The sequence below is a fragment of the Yoonia maritima genome (genome assembly GCF_002933395.1).
Classification (GTDB): domain Bacteria; phylum Pseudomonadota; class Alphaproteobacteria; order Rhodobacterales; family Rhodobacteraceae; genus Yoonia; species Yoonia maritima_A.
The window spans coordinates 970,086-988,166 of sequence record NZ_PKFN01000007.1 but is presented as its reverse complement, the minus strand read 5'-3'; the positions used below and the strand labels follow the sequence as shown (position 1 = coordinate 988,166).

Annotated in this window: 17 protein-coding genes and 1 pseudogene; 7 read left to right on the top strand and 11 right to left on the bottom strand. The window is 54.4% G+C overall.

The window, feature by feature from the left end; genetic code table 11:
* The 9 genes and pseudogenes from CYQ09_RS06360 to CYQ09_RS06320 all read right to left on the bottom strand — a co-directional run.
* Window positions 1–465: pseudogene (locus CYQ09_RS06360) on the bottom strand (transposase); the annotation flags it as partial.
* A 56-nt stretch (window positions 466–521) separates the two neighbouring features.
* Complete coding sequence (locus tag CYQ09_RS06355; protein WP_106744516.1) at window positions 522–836, bottom strand: hypothetical protein; 315 nt, start codon at window positions 834–836, stop codon at window positions 522–524.
* A 433-nt stretch (window positions 837–1,269) separates the two neighbouring features.
* On the bottom strand, window positions 1,270–2,631 hold the full coding sequence (locus CYQ09_RS06350) for a hypothetical protein (RefSeq protein WP_106744515.1): 1,362 nt from the start codon (window positions 2,629–2,631) through the stop codon (window positions 1,270–1,272).
* The gene (locus CYQ09_RS06345; protein ID WP_106744514.1) at window positions 2,624–4,240 is read right to left on the bottom strand and encodes a GMC oxidoreductase; all 1,617 of its coding nucleotides are present in this window, start codon (window positions 4,238–4,240) and stop codon (window positions 2,624–2,626) included. Before CYQ09_RS06345 ends, CYQ09_RS06350 begins: the two co-directional genes overlap by 8 nt.
* Window positions 4,237–4,710 (bottom strand): hypothetical protein, encoded by a 474-nt coding sequence (locus CYQ09_RS06340; protein WP_162617579.1) that lies wholly within the window; start codon window positions 4,708–4,710, stop codon window positions 4,237–4,239. Before CYQ09_RS06340 ends, CYQ09_RS06345 begins: the two co-directional genes overlap by 4 nt.
* Window positions 4,707–5,402 (bottom strand): phytochelatin synthase family protein, encoded by a 696-nt coding sequence (locus CYQ09_RS06335; RefSeq protein WP_106744512.1) that lies wholly within the window; start codon window positions 5,400–5,402, stop codon window positions 4,707–4,709. The genes CYQ09_RS06340 and CYQ09_RS06335 overlap by 4 nt, the downstream gene beginning before the upstream one ends.
* On the bottom strand, window positions 5,384–5,683 hold the full coding sequence (locus CYQ09_RS06330; RefSeq protein ID WP_106744511.1) for a c-type cytochrome: 300 nt from the start codon (window positions 5,681–5,683) through the stop codon (window positions 5,384–5,386). The genes CYQ09_RS06335 and CYQ09_RS06330 overlap by 19 nt, the downstream gene beginning before the upstream one ends.
* Window positions 5,664–7,208, bottom strand: coding sequence for a multicopper oxidase family protein (locus tag CYQ09_RS06325; protein ID WP_239495860.1), 1,545 nt, complete (start codon window positions 7,206–7,208; stop codon window positions 5,664–5,666). The genes CYQ09_RS06330 and CYQ09_RS06325 overlap by 20 nt, the downstream gene beginning before the upstream one ends.
* Before the next feature lie 518 nt (window positions 7,209–7,726).
* The gene (locus CYQ09_RS06320) at window positions 7,727–8,890 is read right to left on the bottom strand and encodes a cytochrome P450 (protein WP_106744510.1); all 1,164 of its coding nucleotides are present in this window, start codon (window positions 8,888–8,890) and stop codon (window positions 7,727–7,729) included.
* A gap of 59 nt (window positions 8,891–8,949) precedes the next feature.
* On the opposite strand from CYQ09_RS06320, the gene CYQ09_RS06315 reads away from it, so the two are divergent.
* The 6 genes from CYQ09_RS06315 to CYQ09_RS06290 all read left to right on the top strand — a co-directional run bounded on the left by CYQ09_RS06315 (window position 8,950) and on the right by CYQ09_RS06290 (window position 15,952).
* Entirely contained in the window at window positions 8,950–10,719 is a 1,770-nt protein-coding gene (locus tag CYQ09_RS06315) for a sensor histidine kinase (RefSeq protein WP_106744509.1), read from the top strand.
* The gene (locus tag CYQ09_RS06310) at window positions 10,716–11,945 is read left to right on the top strand and encodes a sigma-54-dependent transcriptional regulator (RefSeq protein ID WP_106744508.1); all 1,230 of its coding nucleotides are present in this window, start codon (window positions 10,716–10,718) and stop codon (window positions 11,943–11,945) included. The genes CYQ09_RS06315 and CYQ09_RS06310 overlap by 4 nt, the downstream gene beginning before the upstream one ends.
* A gap of 247 nt (window positions 11,946–12,192) precedes the next feature.
* Window positions 12,193–13,209, top strand: coding sequence for a DctP family TRAP transporter solute-binding subunit (locus tag CYQ09_RS06305; RefSeq protein WP_106744507.1), 1,017 nt, complete (start codon window positions 12,193–12,195; stop codon window positions 13,207–13,209).
* Window positions 13,210–13,303: 94 nt separating this feature from the next.
* Entirely contained in the window at window positions 13,304–13,984 is a 681-nt protein-coding gene (locus CYQ09_RS06300) for a TRAP transporter small permease (RefSeq protein WP_106744506.1), read from the top strand.
* 4 nt (window positions 13,985–13,988) lie between these two features.
* Complete coding sequence (locus tag CYQ09_RS06295; protein ID WP_106744505.1) at window positions 13,989–15,455, top strand: TRAP transporter large permease; 1,467 nt, start codon at window positions 13,989–13,991, stop codon at window positions 15,453–15,455.
* 137 nt (window positions 15,456–15,592) lie between these two features.
* Complete coding sequence (locus CYQ09_RS06290; protein WP_106744504.1) at window positions 15,593–15,952, top strand: VOC family protein; 360 nt, start codon at window positions 15,593–15,595, stop codon at window positions 15,950–15,952.
* A gap of 40 nt (window positions 15,953–15,992) precedes the next feature.
* Here the strand turns inward: CYQ09_RS06290 and tpiA are convergent, their stop codons facing one another.
* Complete coding sequence (gene tpiA / locus CYQ09_RS06285; RefSeq protein WP_106744503.1) at window positions 15,993–16,724, bottom strand: triose-phosphate isomerase; 732 nt, start codon at window positions 16,722–16,724, stop codon at window positions 15,993–15,995.
* A 66-nt stretch (window positions 16,725–16,790) separates the two neighbouring features.
* Here tpiA and CYQ09_RS06280 point away from each other — a divergent pair, with 66 nt between their 5' ends.
* Window positions 16,791–17,708 (top strand): isopenicillin N synthase family dioxygenase, encoded by a 918-nt coding sequence (locus tag CYQ09_RS06280; protein WP_106744502.1) that lies wholly within the window; start codon window positions 16,791–16,793, stop codon window positions 17,706–17,708.
* Here the strand turns inward: CYQ09_RS06280 and CYQ09_RS06275 are convergent.
* Window positions 17,705–18,070, bottom strand: a complete 366-nt coding sequence (locus CYQ09_RS06275; RefSeq protein ID WP_106355795.1) for a HesB/IscA family protein — start codon at window positions 18,068–18,070, stop codon at window positions 17,705–17,707. The genes CYQ09_RS06280 and CYQ09_RS06275 overlap by 4 nt on opposite strands.
* Window positions 18,071–18,081: the final 11 nt, after the last annotated feature.

The following is an 18,081-nucleotide window of genomic DNA, read 5'->3' as shown; positions in this document are numbered from 1 at the left end:
CGATACCCATAGACCTTGCCGCTGTCTTTCCAGGCCTCTTTGAGCAACTTCGTCTGACGGGCATCCTCACGCGCACGCAGGCTTAACGGGTCCTTAACCCATGCGTAGAACCCACCGGGATGAATGCTGAGGCAACGGCACATCCGACGCACTGAAAACTGTGGGCGATGCTCGACAATGAACGCGTACTTCGCCTTGCATCCTTTGCGAAGTACGCGGCCGCTTTTTTAGGATGTCGCGCTCCTCAGTCATCCGTGTAAGCACACGCTTGAGCCTCCGGTTCTCAGCTTCATGATCCACAGATGATGCCTGTGACGTGGCTTTCGCATACAACTTCATCCGTTTGTAGAGCGAGTAAGTACTGCCCCCTAAACGCTCCGAAACCTCACGAACCGGATACCCTCGTACCGTGATCTGATGCACAGCATCACGCTTAAAATCCTCACTGAAATTGGGCTTCCCCATAACGGCCTCCTTGCCTCAAAGTTAGGGAAGAAAGTGTCTACAATACTAGGGGCTATTCAATCTATTTCTTCGATGGTCAATCGGCTCAGTTTTTCTTCGGCAATCGGGCGGCCTTGCCAAGTCACTCTAAAGCTTTCGGTTGGTTCCAAAGTGTAGTGGGTTGCCCAGCCATTTGCGAAACCCTGTCGTATCTCATAGACATTGGCGCATTGATACGAGAGTTGCGTCACGTCGCATACATCATCAAAGCAGATATGATATTGCGGAGCCAGAGTGTTCGGCAAACTGCCATCTTCATAGTTTTCACAGCCAGCGGATACCGTTGTTCCAGCACTCAAAAACGTTGCTGCGAAAAACGATAGTTTTTTCATGGTTACAAATCCTAGATAGAAGCACTTTTATTAGCCCACTTAAGTTCCTCAATGAAACCAAAAGAGCAACAGTTTTCAGGTTTCAGCGGGGCAAACACAGTAAGCGGGCATTGGTGCATCGCACAGCATTTGGTAATCTGGGCTCTTCCGGCACCTTTGCCGCATCATTTACGAGCGGCTGGTCTGGAAACGGGTGCCGCTTGTTGCTCCGCGCTTCAACTGGAAGGGTAATCCCCCCATTAAAAATGGGGGATTACCGAAGACCGCGGGCAAACCGGTCTCTCGCGACCTCTTCTTAAGTGTCCGGTTTGTCACAATACTCCATTGATCTAATAATCTTTAGGTATTGCATCCAGGATAGGGGCCTCGCTGCAGGTCATGGGGAGGCTCTGGGGCTTTAGTATGGGGGCAATGGGGAGGTTATCTGTTTAAACTACGTCGATACATGCATCGCCTTTGAGATCACAAACGGGATCGCGATCACAACAAACATTACCTGCGCCACAAAGATCATCGTGTAAGACGTGTAGAGTGGGATTCTTGCCAATTCGGTCAGCTGAACAAATATTTCGAATAGCTCCAAACCGACTTCCGTACCGATGATGATGACAAATGCAATGAAAAGGGACAGCCCCGCCCCCTGTGCGCTCGACTTGGATACTGCAAAAATAGCAGCCGTCGTCAGCAATCCGGTTCCAAATCCGGTGATGGCTTTGGAGCCAACATAAACTTCATAAATCGGGTAATTGAAGTAGAGCAGGTACGATCCCAGGCCGATTGCCGCGATGACGGCACCCAAAACCATCAGCGCCCGTTGCAATTGATACCGAGCGAGCAGCGCAGTTGCCCCCATAGCCGCGCAAACCTGTGCAAGCGCCCCAAGCGTGGCGCGATCAGCGATCAAGGTGTTGGAACACATATGCAGCACAAGATATGCGGTATCATAAAACCCGGTAGTCGCAATGTTAACTAAGAACAAAAACAGGAAGATCCCTATTGTTGCGCTGTCAGCAGTTCGTGCAGAGCCCTTGGTCTTTTGGCTGTAGATCAGGTAGATCAGTGCGACCACAAATAGTGCGGCCATGCCCTGTGTCATCGTCGAAGAGATGCCCGATATGGTAACGAGCAGGGTCATCACTTCAAAGACTATCAAAGTCAGTATTGCGGGCAAAAGCGCCATAATTGATGGTGCTGTCGCATCCGAGGGAGTTGTTTTCACCGGTTCGCGCACGATCCAGATTGCAGCGATCAGTAAGAGCGGCGCGCCGGCGAAGCCGGCAAAGAAAACATCCAGTCCATGGCGTGGCGCAATCACGCGGACCAATTGCGGCGTCACTAGGAATGCCGTTGGCATCGCCACAGCCCACACACCTGTCAGCAGCTTTGCGCGTTTGTCACCACCCCATCCCGTCAGCAGCTGCGCCACCGGGGCCATGGATGCCAGCGAAAAACCGATGAGCGGAAACAACACCATCACCAACGCTTCGCGCGTGGCAACCGGTGGGGACGCCCAAAACATCGCGGCAAGACCGAATCCGGCACCACTCGAGATGAGGCACATCATTGTGGTCAGCGCCTTTATGGAAAACCGCGCGAGCATCCATGGCGAGATCAGGAGCGATAACAAAACAGCCCCAAGTAGCAATTCAATGATTGCCGATGTTTGTGAAACGGAAATCTTGAGAAAGCTTGCGAACGTCCCCTCAGAGACGAACACAGTCGAGCTGATCACTGAGCGCAGTCCGTTTCCCAGCAAGACCAACGCTATCAAGAGCGGCAGTGTGGCCTTATTCATGCGCCGTGCGGTCCAGATGCTCTGCCAGTCGGATTCCCATAGCAGCGATGGTCAACGACGGCGCGTTCACTGGCGCGCTCACGTGGGTCGAAGCGCCGAGAATGTAAAGATTGCTATGCTGGTGCGTCTGCAGATCAGTATTCACAACAGAGGTAGCCGGGTCTGTTCCCATACGCGTCGTCCCCGCGATAATTGCGTTAGACAGATAGGGTGTGTCCGACTTTATGTCGTCTGCGCCCATCAGCTCCAGAACCTTCATGTTTGTCTGGGTCGCAACCTCTAGTCCGGCGCGCGTATAGTCATCGACCGTGAAGGTCACCCGTGGTTTTGGCACACCTGCAAGATCCATCTTATCAGAAAGTGTGATGCGGTTAGTTATGTCGCCCAGCGTCTCTGCGGATGAATTAAGACGCACGTGTCGTCCGATTTGATCATTCAGCGCCTGAATCAATGCGGCCCCGCGCACCCCTTGGCCTATCAATTCCTTGGACAGCTTGGTTGCATCGGCGTTTCCGCTCCAGCCGTTGTTCATGAAGGACGTACCAAACGGGGCGTAGTCTTTGCGAAAGTCGCCGTCCCGGAATTCAATGATACCCGATGTCTGCTGCGGCCCACGATACGGATAGACTGGATCGGTGACTTCACCCGTAACATCGATGTTGTACTGCGACAGCAAGTAGCGCCCAACTTGATCCGTCCCATTGGCCGCCCCGTTGGGTGCCGTCTCTTGACCAGAATTCAATAGCAAGCGCGGGTTTTCGACAGCGTGGCACGCCAACACAAAGGTCTTGCCGGTCACCTTCTGCGTGCTGCCATCGGGACGTCTGATCGTGAGTGAGGCTACGTTTTGATCTGCGTCGATTTCAACGAAAGTGACGAGCGCGTCTAACTCAATTCGCGCGCCCGCCGCCACGGCCTTGTCCATGTCAACGGATGCGTCGTATTTTGCAGCAATCGGACAGATCGGTACGCAGGTGTTGTTGCCGCAGCATGCCGGACGCCCGTCAAAGTTGACTGAATTGCGCGCGTGCGAGAAACGTTTGGATGTCAGGTCCATCTGATCCAGCGCCTTTTGAATCTGAAGATCCATGTAAGACGCCGGGATCGGTGGCATCGTGTAGCCTTCGCCCGGTTTGCGTGGCGATCCCCAAGTGTAATCTGGGTCCCCAGACACACCCCATCGCCCCTCGGCTTCCTCATAAAATGGGATCAGTTCATCATAGGTGATCGGCCAATCAGTTCCACGCCCGTAAAGCGTTGCACCTTGAAAATCTGCAGGCCGCAAGCGGTCGGCAAAGCCGGTCCAGTGCCACGTCGTCCCGCCGTAGATCCGCAAATATGCGCCTACAAATCGTTCTGGCCCAGCCTGGTCGTAAAAGCTGTCGTAGTCGGTATCTTGCGGGTGTGGAGCGCCTTCTTGGCTTGGGTAAGGAGCTTGCGGCCCTTTCACAGGGTTCTGATAAAAATCGCTGAGGTATTCGGCACGTGATTTGCGTCCACCCGCCTCAAGCACCAGCACATCGCGCCCGGCCTCGGCCAGGCTGCGCGACAGATGCGCCCCGGCCATGCCCGACCCAACGATTACGATATCTGCATTCAGATCGGTCATGCGGCTTCCCACGGTTGCAGCCAGTACCCAAACTCCGGCCCGGCACAAAGGCCGGGTGCTTTGGCAAAGCGTAGGGACTTCCACCCCAACGCGTAAGGGTAGTTGATCATCCGCGCATCGTCATCGGATGGATCAGCAGAGCCGGTAAACAGATAGCTTGCGATCCACTGCACCTGATTTTCAAACGGGTCCGGTTGCGGGTCAAGCGCGGTTACAACGCCATTGCGACCAAATCGGTCAACCAGATCGCCAAGCGCGAGAATGCCAAATTTCGCTTCAAAATCACGAGTAAGGGCGGTGAGTAGTGGCGGTGACACCTCTACTGGACCAGCTACGGCGCGCACCAGCGCATCCCAGATAGTTTCGTCATACAGCCTGGCAAGCCCACCTGCATGCGCCATGCCTGACAGCGTAAACGCACTGCATGTACCGCTTAGCATCGCTCTGCGAGAAAGGTGCGCGGTGGTCACTGCAAACTCACTTCGACAAAACCACGCGATCTGTTCGATCCGGTGTCGGTCAACATCATTGCATCGTGGAGCTTCTGTACTGTGATCCAAACCGGTGGGTACTTGTACTTGGCCACATCAAGGATCAGAACGCTATCAGTGTCCGCGTCATATGCGCCGATGGGCGAGATATGACCATCGCCCTCCTGAGGCAACGCCTGACGCGAATAGTTTACGATCAGTCGCGCATCACGGTTCGATAGCGTCGTTTCGATTGCACTGCGCAGTTCATCAACGGATGTTTCGTCGGCAAAGTAATGGTCCGCCGCAAGTCCGATATTCTCAATGAATTGATCTAGTACGGCCAACGTCAGCCCTTCATGTTCAACCATGCCATAGGGCTTCAACTCCTGATTTGCGACGTTGAACAACAGGTCTTGGGTAAAGAGCCTCCAAGGGTACAGCCGATCTGGAGATGGACGGTCAATATCCAACGAATTTGCTACCGCAGCAACCGAGGCAGGCCCGCAAAATGTGAGAACCTGTTCAGTTTCCAAATAGGTAGCCAGACTGAAATAGTCGCGGTTCAGGTCTGCGTTCAACAAGCGGTCTTCGCCGACCTCATTAGTCAGATAAAGTAGATCATCTTGCGCAGTTGCAATCGTTGCACTGAATGCAACCAGAACCGTGGCAATTAATTTGCGGCAAACCATGCGGCGATCTCCTTTATGTCTTCGTCGGTCAATTCCTTGACGTAGGTGCTCATCACATCGGCTGGCCCGCCCGTCCGGCGGCCATCGCGGTATGAGCGCAATGCGGCTTCCAGATAGATCGCACGCTGCCCCGACAGGATCGGGACCCCGGCAACAAGTGGGTTCCCATCGGCGGAATGACACGACACACAGTTTGTCGCCAGCGTCGGAATGTTGCCGTCCTGTGCCTGCGCTGCAATCGGCAGCAGCAGCAATGCCGCGCTAAGCTTCAATGTTGACATTCAGCATCATCCCTAGGTCTTCGTGTGGCAAAATATGGCAGTGCATCACAAACCGCCCGTCAAATTCGGTGAACCGCATCCTCACTGTCGCGGTACCGGCGGCGGGGACGGCGATAGTATCTTGCCAATGTTTATAGGACAACGCCTCACCGTTGATATGCGTTACCTGCATCGGGTTCACATGCACGTGGATTGGATGTGGAAAGGGGGTGGTGTTCACAAACTCCCATTCCTCGGCCTCGCCCAGTTTGGCGGTGATATCGTCGCGTGACGGATCGAAGGGTTCACCATTCAGCGTAAAGACGACGTCGTTGTACATGCCGGGCGTTTCCTTGACACCAAGCACGATCTGCCGACGGCGGTTGGCGACCTCTTCGTCGGTAATGTCCGTCAGCACCACGTTTTTGGGAAGCGGACCTTGCGGAATCTGTGTACCCTTCTTTACGTCGGCCGCGATCCGATCTGTATCGGCTGGCAGGACAATAACTTGCGCCATGCGCGCCTCCGGCAAGTCTGTCTTGCCTTGCGTGAATGCTGGCCGAAGCAAATCATAAACGCCAACCTTTGTCGCCTTGACCATAATGTTTGAGCGATTGCCGGGCGCGATCTGAATTTTGTCAGTTTGGCGTGCTCTGTCGTATGGGTTGCCATCAAAACCGATTTCGTGAAGTTCAAGACCGTCCAGCGTCATTGGAAGAAACTGTTCGTCCCCCGCATTCAGCCAACGCCAATGCTGCACCTCGCCTTCACGCATGTAAATCTTGGGTTGGTATTCGCCATTCACGAGCCAGAAACGCTCGGAATCCAGGTTCCAAATGGTGTCGTAACTGTCGACTTCGCCACTTTTGGGATCCACGACTGGGCATTGAAAGACCATTACGCGTTCAATCGCTTCAGCAACGGCAGAAACATCATCCAGCGTACCGCGCACGATCATCATGCCACCGCATCCAGACGCCACCTGAACGGCGACCGAACCGTGACGGTGCGGATGATACCAGTAATTCCCGGCCGGGTGATCCTCTGGCAACTGCACCAGATAGTTGAAGCTCTCACCAGGATTGATCTGCAAATACACGTTATCACTGTTGCTCTTGGGGCTGACATGAAACCCATGAAAATGCAGGTTTGTCGAGTTGAACTCGTTGGGTGTGTTCAGAACCGGGTTACTATCGGGGTTCGGTGGAAACCGGTTGTGCAGCGTGATTTCCATTTCGTCCCCTGGGGAAACGCGAAAGGTCGGGGCTGGAATCTCTCCTTCATACAGGCGGAGGGAAGCGCTCGCATAAGGCAGATCGTGGCGGGCGATGACCATGTTTAACTCTGTGCGAAACCGGCCATCAACAGACACGATCTCACGCGGGTTTTTGAGGTCACCCTCCATTCCAAGCGGCGACTGCGCGGGGACTCGCACATCTTCGGCACCTGCCGCATCAACGCCTTGCGCTGGAAAATATATACCTAAGCCGACCGAACCAACTATCGCAGTGGTGCCGAAAATAGTGCCGCGGCGGCTGATTTGCATGTCGGAACCTCTGTCGCGATTGAGTGAACGATGACGCGGAAAGTGGTGTCAGTTCTAGTTTGGCGAAGAATACCCGCTACTGTTCATACCGCCCACGCTGTGCGCTGTCTACATTATTAGTTGTTTCATAAATGGCCGATTTTGAAATCGGCAGCACTTCCAACACATTCCAGGGTCTGCAAAGGACGGTACTAAACGACGGCTGAGAATGGAACTATTCGATGTCGTTATGTCAAAGAGTGTGCGGCGTAGCGTCCACGATTGCGGAAATGCGGAAGCCTCCCTAAAACGTAGCTCCATCGATAGACGAGTTAGAAAAAGCTGTTCACGAAACACGCAACGGCAGGGTTAAACTACGCCACTGGATGAGACTGATCTGCTCAACCATCAAGAGGTTCGGTCAACAATACGGCCATTCACGGATTACGCAGCATTCGTCGAAATGGGCTCAAATCAGACCTTCGCCGAGATACAGAGCTTAGGGCTTCTTCAGTGGCTGCTTATTTGATCAGCCCGCCTCACGCTTCTACCATCAACCGTTCCAAGCCATGAAAGTGAAATACATCTCCGTATTGCGGAGCGTCGGCCAGTTGCAGGTTAGGGCGGCGCTCGAATAGCACTTTGAGTGCGATGTTAAGTTCGAGCCGCGCGAGTGGTGCGCCGACGCAGAAGTGGATGCCGCCGCCGAAGCTGGTGTTTTGGGGGCCTTTGCGCGCAGGATCGAATGTGTTGGGGGCGTCGTAGGCGAGAGGGTCTCGGTTTCCGGCGCCAAGTAGGCAGGCGATTTGGTCGCCGCGTTTGAAGGACTGGTCGCCGATCGTCACGTCTTCGTAGACCCAGCGTGTGAACATGTGCAGCGGGGGATCGAAGCGGATGATTTCCTCGACGCAGGGGTCTGTAATTTGACGGATATTGCGTTCGAGAAGCGTTTTTACCCCGTTACCTAGTGTGTGCACCGTGGCCTCGTGTCCCGCGTTGAGAAGCAGGATGCAGGTCGTGATCAATTCATCCTCTGACAGTTTTTCACCGTCTTCTTCGGCCGCGATCAGGGTCGAGATCAGGTCGTCGGTCGGGGATTTGCGCCGCTCATTGATGTAGCCGCGCATAAAGGCGGTAAAGTCGTTGGTGGCAGCGATTGCGGCGGATTCGATCTCGGGGGTGCGTCGGGCTTGGTACATGGAGACCATCGCGTTGGACCAGCGTAGGAGGTCGTCGGACCGGTCTTCGGGGACGCCTAGCAGCCGCGAGATCACGACCACGGGGACGGGTTGTGCGTAGGCGGTGAGTAGATCGAAGGGCTCGGATGGGAATTTGTCGATCAGGTCGTGGCAAAGTTGGGTGATATCGGGTGCGAGTGCTGCGATGGTCCGGCTGGTGAACGCGCGTAGGACCAGAGACCGCAGGCGCGTGTGTTTGGGTGGTTCGAGTTCCAGCATGGAGTGGGCTTCGACATCGTAGAATGGTTGGAGCGCCTTTGGGATGTCAGGTGCCAGTTCGGGTGGGCATTCGCGCCCCATTTTCCGATTACGTAGGACCGCGTGCACGGCGCTGTGCGAAACGGCGCAGGCCATGTCGTATTCGTCCCACCAAAAGAAATCTCCGCCGGCGCGGGCACGGTCATAAAACGGGTAGGGGTTTTGGAAAAAGGCGGGGTCCGTTGGGGACTGAGAAAAGCGTTGCATATGGCAGGTTTGACGCGCCTGTCTGGCCATTGCAAGTGCGCGTCGGTAAGTTGTGATCTATGGAACGTTTTCTTCGCCCTCGGCTATTGGTGATTGCTGCATTTTTGGTGGCTGTTTTGGGCTTTGCTGGGGCCGTCTATTGGTATGGCTACGTTGCTGCTTTGGGCCCGTTAGAGCAGCGTGCGCGTGCTGACCTTGCGCTAGCGTCGGATAGTCTGACCGGGGAATTGCAGCGGTTTCGTGAATTGGCGGTGCTGACCTCGGATCATCCCCAGGTGCGGTCCGTTGTATCGGGTGACAGTGATGCGGCGTCGGTGCAGCCCGTATTGCAGGAAATCGCGGATAAGACGGGTGCGTTGGATATTATGCTGGTTGCCCCGGATGGTGACATGATCATTGCAACCCAAGGTGCGCCAAATGTCGATCATAGCGGCCGTCGTTATCTGTTGCGTGCCATGGATGGCGCGCTGGGCTTTCATCATCTGTATAGTGAGGCCTACGGTCGCCGCGCTTTTGTCTTTGCCGCACCTGTATTTTCGGATGCTGGTCCCGTTGTCGGGGCGTTATTGGTTTATGCGGATGTGGAGGCTGTCGAGGCTGCATGGCGTGGCGCGCGTCCAGCGTTATTTTTTACCGACGCGCAGGGTGTCGTGTTCTTGTCGAATAGGTCAGAGCTTGTGTTTCGTGCAAAGGGTGAAATGCTTGCCGGGCAAAGTAGCTATCCTGTTGAGCGGCTGGCGCCTTTTGTTGCGTACACCGCAGAACCCATCCGCGAGTTTGATATCTGGCAGGTGGATGGGGGACGTTATGTTCCTGATCGCGCCTTGCATTTGGCGTTGGATTTGCCGGTTGTGGGAATGACGGGTGAAGTGTTGGTTAATGTTGCTCCGGCGCGCAAGCTTGCGTCGCTGCAGGCTGCTGTGGCGGCGGCCGTGTGTCTGACTTTTGGTTTGATGCTATTCATTGCCACGCAAAGACGCAGGACGCTTGCCGCCCTAAACACAAGGTTAGAGGCGCGCGTGAACGACCGTACTGCTGAACTACGTGCTGTGAATGCTGATTTGCGGCGCGAGGTAGCCGAACGTACAGCCGCAGAGGCGCGTTTGCAAAAGGCTCAAGATGATCTTGTGCAGGCAGGAAAGCTGACCGCGTTGGGCCAGATGTCTGCGGGGATTAGTCATGAGCTAAATCAGCCGCTCACGGCAATTAGATCGTTTGCCGAGAATGCCCAAGGGTTCATTGAACGCGGTAAGCCAGAAGTTGCAGGTCAAAACCTTGGCCGGATATCCGAGCTTGCGCGCCGTATGGGGCGGATTATTAGCAATCTGCGTGCTTTTGCCCGCCAAGAGGATGAGCCGCCAAAGGATGTAGATATTGTTGCCGCGATTGATGCAGTGCTTGAGATTACTGCGCCGCGTTCCGTACAGGACGGTATCGCCGTCATATGGGACCGTCCGCATGTGCCAATGATTGTAAGAGGCGGAGAAGTCAGGTTGCAGCAAGTTATTTTGAACCTTGTTTCTAATGGTATGGATGCGATGGAAGGAAGCGACCCCAAGCAGGTGACAATTACGCTTGAACAGCATAGCGCGCGTACGACTGTGTCTGTGCGCGACACCGGCCCCGGTATTGCAGAGCCCGAAAAGATATTTGATCCATTTTACACGACAAAGGCCGTTGGTGCGGCCGAAGGTATGGGCTTGGGGCTGTCCATTTCCTACGGCTTGGTGCAAAGCTTTGGTGGAATGATCCGGGGGCGTAATCACCCTGATGGTGGTGCTGTGTTTACCATCGAGCTGGATTCTGTTGCGCAAGAGGCTGTCACATGACCAAACGTGTTTTACTGGTGGATGATGACCGCGATATCCGCGAAGCCTTGGGGCAGACGCTTGAGCTGGCGGATTTGACACCGACATTATCTGGATCTTTTGTTGAGGCGAAAGACCACATGACCCGCAGTTTCGAGGGGGTCATCGTGTCTGATATTCGCATGCCTGGTCGCGATGGGTTCCATTTGCTTGATTACGTGCGTGATATTGATCCCGAACTTCCTGTCATTCTACTGACAGGAGAAGCCGATATTCCGATGGCGGTTCGGGCGATGTCAGCAGGCGCTTATGACTTTCTTGAGAAACCATGTGCACCGCAGGATTTTGTTGCCGTGGTTGAAAGGGCGCTTAGGGCGCGTGGGCTCGTTCTAGAAAATAGACGCCTTAAGTCAGAGCTTGAGGCAGGTGATGCCGCGTCACGTATGCTGGTTGGCCGCTCTAAGTTATCAGACGATCTGCGCAATCAGGCGCGCGCTGCGGCGCGTGCAGGGACCGAGGCATTGATCATGGGAGAGCCGGGATCCGGGACGCCTAAGATGGCCGAGGTGATACATCTTCTTTCTGCGGCGGCTGCGCGGCCATTCATGAAGCGCGCTGCGTCATCCTTGGATGCAGGCGGGCTGACAGAAGCGTTTAATGATGCCTTAGATGGCACGCTTTATTTAGACGAGATTACCGGTCTTAGCCCGGCCATGCAGTTGTTATTATTGGATCGGCTTGAGGAGGGTGGCGTCGCGCGGGTTTTGGCCGGAACGACGCGGAACCTGCAGGATGCTATGGGGGCAGGGCGATTTAACCCGGAATTGTTTTATCGGCTTGATCTGATGCGCGTGCGAATCCCGCCTTTACGCGAGCGCCCAGAGGATATTCCGGTGCTGTTCCAGCACTATGTGCTTTTGGCCTGTGAGCAAGCCAACCTTGCCCCGCCAGAAATCACAGCGGACCTGACCGCGCGCCTTATGGCACAAGATTGGCCGGGTAACGCGCGTGCACTGATGAATGTCGCTATGCGCTTTGCGCTGGGCCTTGATGAGGAAGATACGCAGGTTGCTGGTGGTCTTGTCGCACAGATGGCCCAAGTGGAACGTTCGTTGTTGATCGCTGCCCTGCAACGACACAATGGCCGCGCGACAGAGGTTGCAAGGGAGCTGCAACTTCCGCGAAAAACCTTTTATGATAAGCTTACCAAGCATGGCCTTCGTGCAGAAGATTATCGGGTGAATTAGGATTCTCATTTGTTAGCGCAAACCTGTGTGGAATTTCGCACATGGGTAGGATTTGGTGTGTGGAAAACCGCCACACGCCTAGAGTGTAACGTGTTAAATATATTATAAAGTAATTAATATCAGTAAGTTAAGCGCCATACCGTATGTGGGGGTAAAAGGTGCTTGTCGCACACGGCGCTGCAATATTTGTTTCAGTGGCGCGCCCGGAATATGCAGGGCCACTGGAATTCTCTAGGGAGGAGAAAATATGACCTTTTTGAAATCCGCAGCCGTATTGGCTGCGATGTCTGTTATCGCAACATCAGCACAAGCCGACACAATGGGCTGTGACGACGGTGAAATCGTCGTTAAGTTCAGCCACGTGACAAACACTGACCGTCACCCAAAAGGCATCGCAGCGACACTTTTGGCTGAGCGTGTAAACGCTGAGATGGACGGCACAATGTGCATGGAAGTTTTCCCGAACTCGACACTGTACAATGATGACCAAGTTCTTGAAGCGATGCTTCAGGGTGACGTTCAATTGGCGTCTCCTTCACTGTCAAAGTTCGAAACATTCACTAAACAGTTCCGTATCTTCGATCTGCCATTCATGTTCGTGAACATGGACGCGGTTGATGCGTTCCAAGCGTCTGAAACGGGTCAGGCCATGATGGATTCAATGCAGCGTCGTGGTCTGCAAGGGCTTGGTTTCTGGCATAACGGCATGAAGCAGTTCTCGGCCAACGTTCCGTTGAATGCGCCTTCTGATGCTGAAGGTCTGAAGTTCCGCGTCCAGACATCTGACGTGCTGGTCGCGCAAATGGAAGCACTGGGTGCATCACCGCAGCCAATGTCGTTCTCTGAAGTTTACGGTGCTCTGCAAACGGGTGTTGTTGATGGTCAGGAAAACACTTGGTCCAACATCTACGGCCAAAAGTTCTTTGAAGTTCAAGATGGTACAACAGAAACCAACCATGGTGTGTTGGATTACCTTGTTGTTGCTTCCGTTGATTGGCTCGACAGCCTAGACGCAGAAGTCCGCGATGATTTCATGGAAATCTTCCTTGAAGTCACTGCAGAGCGTAACGCGGCTGTTGGTGAAGTTGATGCGAACAACCGTCAGGCTGTTTTGGATGCGGGCGGTGTGATCCGCGAATTGTCTGCTGAGCAGCGCGCCGAGTGGGTTGCGGTAATGCAGCCAGTTTGGACACAGTTCCTTGACGATGTGGGCCAAGAAAACATCGACGCCGCACAAGCAATCAACGCTTCTGTCGTAAACTAAGTTGATCAGGGCCGGGTCGGGCTGGCCCTGACACCAATCCGGCGGGCGCAAATGTGCCCGCCGTTTTTACATCCAGCGATGTAGGGGACATATCATGGCATCTAAATACACGCCCTCTGGGCCGGTATCGCGCGTGATCCACGAAATAGAAGAGACGGTGATTGCTCTTCTGCTTGGGCTCATGACGCTTGTGACGTTTACCAATGTGGTATTGCGTTACGTATTCAATTCACAACTGATCTGGGGGTTAGAGCTGACCCTGATCTTGTTCGCATGGCTGGTGATCTTTGGGATTTCCTATGGCTTTAAGGTCACGATGCATTTGGGCGTTGATGCCCTTATCACGCTGGTCGGAAAACCCGTTCAGTTTGCAATGGCGTTGATCGGTGCAGGCGTTACGCTGGTATATGTTCTGCTGCTGATGAAGGGCGCTTGGGATTATTGGGCACCGTTTGCGGGTTTTAACGCCACGTCGGGACACTGGTTCCCAACCGGGTTCGCCAATAGTCGTGACCAAGGTTGGTACGAGACAGAGCAGGTCCCAATTCCCTTCCTACAGGGCTGGTTGGAAGCGACGTTTAACATGGGCGAGACCTATGAAAAACTGCCCCGCTTTATCCCGTATTTCATTCTACCGTTTGGCGTTTTGCTGATGGTGATCCGTGTGATCGAAGCAACCGTGCGCATCATCCGCGCTGGTGAAGGATCACTGATCGTCAGCCACGAAGCCGAAGAAGCCGTCGAACAAGCGGCCGCCCTGAACAAGGAAGACTAAGACCATGGAAGTCGCACTTCTCTTTATTATGATAATCGGCCTGCTGATGCTTGGTGTGCCGATTGCTGTGGCGCTCGGCTTTTCGTCGATCATGTTCCAGCTTCTTTTCTCGGATACGTCTCTCGCGTCGGTCGCGCAGTCGCTTTATCAGGCGATGGCGGGGCACTATACGCTGTTGGCTATTCCGTTCTTTATCCTCGCGTCGTCGTTTATGTCTACGGGTGGTGTGGCGAAACGGATCATCCGGTTTTCGATTGCCTGCGTTGGTCACCTGCAAGGTGGTCTGGCAATCGCGGGTGTGTTTGCGTGTATGATGTTTGCCGCGTTGTCGGGGTCTTCGCCCGCGACTGTTGTTGCCATCGGTACAATCGTGATCGCAGCGATGCGTCAGGTTGGCTACACCAAGGAATTCGCAGCAGGCGTTATCTGTAACGCTGGTACGCTTGGTATTCTGATCCCGCCGTCAATCGTGATGGTCGTCTACGCATCTGCGACAGACGTGTCTGTTGGTCGTATGTTCTTGGCCGGTGTTATTCCGGGTATCATGGCTGGCGTGATGTTGATGATCACCATTTATGTCATGGCGCGTATCAAAAACATGCCTAAAGGCGAATGGCTGGGCTGGGGCGAAATCTGGGCCAGTTTCCGCGATGCGGGTTGGGGGTTGCTGCTGATCGTGATCATCATGGGCGGTATTTATGGCCACCCTTGGGTCCGCTTTGAGGAAGGCGCGAGCCTGTTCTATTGGAAGGGGGGTGCGTTTACCCCAACAGAGGCCGCCGCGGTCGCTGCTGTCTACGCCTTTATCGTCGCATGCTTTATCTACCGCGACATGGGGCCACTTGCGTCACGTGAACCAGATGGCAGCTTGCCGGTTGGGTCTGCATCGCCAGAGGCGAGCAAGCGCAGCAGCCTGATCCAAAAGCCTTGGGCGCTGATCACAGCCTTCTTTCACAAGGACACGCGTCAGACAGTGTTCGAAGGCGGTAAGCTGACCGTCACGCTGATGTTCATCATCGCCAACGCACTGTTGCTAAAGCACGTGTTAACGGATGAGCAAATCCCGCAGCACATCGCTGACATGATGCTAAGCGCTGGGTTGGGCCCGATTACCTTCTTGATCATGGTCAACGTGATCTTGCTGATCGGTGGTCAATTCATGGAACCATCAGGCCTGATCGTGATCGTAGCACCGTTGGTGTTCCCAATCGCGATCCAGTTGGGCATTGATCCAATCCACCTTGGCATCATCATGGTTGTGAACATGGAAATCGGGATGATCACGCCGCCTGTCGGTCTGAACCTATTCGTGACCTCTGGCGTGGCTGGTATGCCGTTGATGTCAGTCGTACGCGCAGCGCTGCCATTCTTGGCTGTCTTGTTCGTGTTCCTGATCATCGTGACCTACGTTCCCGCGATTTCCACCTATCTCCCCACGCTCTTTATGGGGCCGGAGATCATCGTGAAGTGATAAACTTCTAAATGAGGGTTGTACTAAGAAAACCGTCGGAGAGCTCTCCGGCGGTTTTTTGTTCAGTTGATGAAATTTGCCTATCAAGGTGTTTTCTGCTCATCTGGCAATAGAACATTTCGACAGCGGAGAGACTGATGGTGAGGGTTCTTGGAATCGGCGGCGTATTCTTTCGTGCGAAAGATCCGGTAGCGCTCGCGCAGTGGTATGACGAATATCTTGGTGTTTCACCGGCACCAACTGCGGCAGATATGCAGCCTTGGACAACTGAGCAGGGGGTTACAGTATTTGCGCCCTTTGACGAGGGGACAGATTACTTTCCGAAAGATCGTGCGTTTATGCTGAATTTTCGGGTCGCAGATTTGGATGTAGCGTGTAAGGAATTGAAGTTGGCTGGTATTGCCCTCGGAGAGGTGGTGGCAATGGATGGCGTCGGAAAGTTCGTCCGAATCCATGATCCAGAAGGCAACCCGATAGAACTTTGGGAGGCGCAGTAGCGTGCGTGTGGCTTGGGCTGACCAAGCCACATCGCAATGTTTAGCTCTTTTCCAGTGCGCTGATGATGGGGCTGAAGTCGTCGGCTTTGAGGCTGGCGCCTCCGACGAGGGCACCATCGACGTGTGGGACGCCAAAGATGTCTGCGGCGTTGCTGCCTTTGACTGACCCACCATAGAGGATACGCATGTCCGTTCCGTCGCTGAACCGGGCCTGTAGTTGCGCACGGATGTGTGCGTGAACCTCTGCGATTTGTTCTAGAGTAGGGACTTTGCCTGTGCCGATCGCCCAAACGGGTTCATAGGCGATGACGGTGTTGTCGGAAGTTGCCCCGCCTGGAATTGACCCGGCCAGCTGTCCGTCGATGATATCTAGCGTTGTGCCAGATCCGCGTTCGTCTAGTGTTTCGCCGACGCAGATGACTGCCGTAAGGCCAGCCGCATATGCGGCAGCAGATTTTGCGGCGACGATTTGGTCGGTTTCGCCATGGTCAGCGCGCCGTTCTGAATGCCCTGTGATCACGTATGTTGCACCAGCGTCGGATAGCATCTGGGCGCTGATGTCACCTGTATGTGCGCCAGATTCGGCAGTGTGGCAGTCCTGACCTCCGATATCGAATAGCGTGTCTTGGCATGTCGTAATCAGTGTTGTCGGCACACAAATGAGAATATCAACGCTCGCGTCAGAGTGGCGCTGTGCAAGTGTTGCGAGTTCCTTGACGTTGGCGCGAAGCCCGTTCATTTTCCAGTTTCCAGCGGCAAGTTTACGGGGCATGAGCACGTCCTTTTGTCTATGTTCGGTTCTTGCTATCAAGCAAGCGCTTAGATCGGAAGGGGTCCCATGTCAGATATGATTATTCCGCGTATTGATGCTGCCGCGCTATTGGCTAGTGATACTGCCGCGAAAGAGGCGGCACGCGTTGCCGCAGGCGGCGTTGGTTTTATGACCGTTTACAATACGCCGATCTCTGAAGGGCGCGTCAAAGACGTGATTGCAGCGTATCAGGCGTTCTTTGATTTACCGGCGGCGGATAAGGCTGCGTTTGATATGGCAAAAACCGGGTCAAACCGTGGCTGGGGTGCGCCGGGATCAGAGCAGGTCGATCCTGATGCGAACCCTGATTACAAGCAGGTGTTTGATTGCGGCTTTGAGCTGCCAAAGGGCGACCCGCTGACGCAATTGTCGTGCTATGCGCCAAACCTGTGGCCTGCCGTGCCAGAAGGCTTTGCAGCGCTGCTGCGGGATTATTATGCGCAGGCGACGGGTTTTGCTTTGGACCTATTGTGCGCGATTGCAGAGGCGACTGGCGAAGATGGAGACTATTTCCGCCCGTTATTTGATCGACCGATGGCGCTGTTACGCGGCAATTATTACCCCGAGCGTCCAGAGTGGGCGGGTGAGAATGATTTTGGGATTGCGACCCACACAGATTATGGATGTTTGACGTTGCTCGCCACGGATGGATCACCGGGGTTAGAGGTCCGCAAGCGCGGCGGTGGTTGGATACCTGTGTCGGCACAGCCCGGCGAATTTGTCATTAACTTTGGCGAGATGCTTGAAATGTGGACGAATGGCCGGATCAAGGCGACCCCGCATCGGGTGATTGGCCCTGATCATGCGCGTGTTTCCGTGCCGCTATTCTTTAACCCGAACCATGACGCTAATGTCGCGCCGATTGGATCGGGTGATGTGATCAACGCGCGTGAGCATTTGGATAAACGCTATGCCGAAACATACGTTCACCTGAATAAAGCTTAGGCTTTGGCAGAGATCGCGTCATCGAATTTGATGGATTCACCGCAGCCGCAGGCATCGACAACATTGGGGTTGCGGAACTTGAACCCAGATTCAAGAAGCGACGTTTCATAGTCGATTTCTGTGCCAAACAGGAACATCTGGGCCATAGGCGCGATCATGACGCGTGCGCCGTCTAACTCGACGACCTCATCAAGGGGATCGACTTCGGTCACGTAGTCCATGGTGTATTCCATGCCTGCACAGCCGCCTTTTTTGACGCCAATGCGCAGCCCTTTGTGGCCGTCTTTTTCCATGAGCGCTGCAATTTTTGCGGCGGCTTTGGGGGTGATGCTGACAGCTTGTTTGCCTGGAATACCGAACATACGCGTTCTCC

Coding starts and splice junctions, on each gene's coding strand:
- CYQ09_RS06355 (WP_106744516.1), bottom strand. CDS start 836: ATGAAAAAACTATCGTTTTTCGCAGCAACGTTTTTGAGTGCTGGAACA.
- CYQ09_RS06350 (WP_106744515.1), bottom strand. CDS start 2,631: ATGAATAAGGCCACACTGCCGCTCTTGATAGCGTTGGTCTTGCTGGGA.
- CYQ09_RS06345 (WP_106744514.1), bottom strand. CDS start 4,240: ATGACCGATCTGAATGCAGATATCGTAATCGTTGGGTCGGGCATGGCC.
- CYQ09_RS06335 (WP_106744512.1), bottom strand. CDS start 5,402: ATGGTTTGCCGCAAATTAATTGCCACGGTTCTGGTTGCATTCAGTGCA.
- CYQ09_RS06330 (WP_106744511.1), bottom strand. CDS start 5,683: ATGTCAACATTGAAGCTTAGCGCGGCATTGCTGCTGCTGCCGATTGCA.
- CYQ09_RS06325 (WP_239495860.1), bottom strand. CDS start 7,208: ATGCAAATCAGCCGCCGCGGCACTATTTTCGGCACCACTGCGATAGTT.
- CYQ09_RS06320 (WP_106744510.1), bottom strand. CDS start 8,890: ATGCAACGCTTTTCTCAGTCCCCAACGGACCCCGCCTTTTTCCAAAAC.
- CYQ09_RS06315 (WP_106744509.1), top strand. CDS start 8,950: ATGGAACGTTTTCTTCGCCCTCGGCTATTGGTGATTGCTGCATTTTTG.
- CYQ09_RS06310 (WP_106744508.1), top strand. CDS start 10,716: ATGACCAAACGTGTTTTACTGGTGGATGATGACCGCGATATCCGCGAA.
- CYQ09_RS06305 (WP_106744507.1), top strand. CDS start 12,193: ATGACCTTTTTGAAATCCGCAGCCGTATTGGCTGCGATGTCTGTTATC.
- CYQ09_RS06300 (WP_106744506.1), top strand. CDS start 13,304: ATGGCATCTAAATACACGCCCTCTGGGCCGGTATCGCGCGTGATCCAC.
- CYQ09_RS06295 (WP_106744505.1), top strand. CDS start 13,989: ATGGAAGTCGCACTTCTCTTTATTATGATAATCGGCCTGCTGATGCTT.
- CYQ09_RS06290 (WP_106744504.1), top strand. CDS start 15,593: ATGGTGAGGGTTCTTGGAATCGGCGGCGTATTCTTTCGTGCGAAAGAT.
- tpiA (WP_106744503.1), bottom strand. CDS start 16,724: ATGCCCCGTAAACTTGCCGCTGGAAACTGGAAAATGAACGGGCTTCGC.
- CYQ09_RS06280 (WP_106744502.1), top strand. CDS start 16,791: ATGTCAGATATGATTATTCCGCGTATTGATGCTGCCGCGCTATTGGCT.
- CYQ09_RS06275 (WP_106355795.1), bottom strand. CDS start 18,070: ATGTTCGGTATTCCAGGCAAACAAGCTGTCAGCATCACCCCCAAAGCC.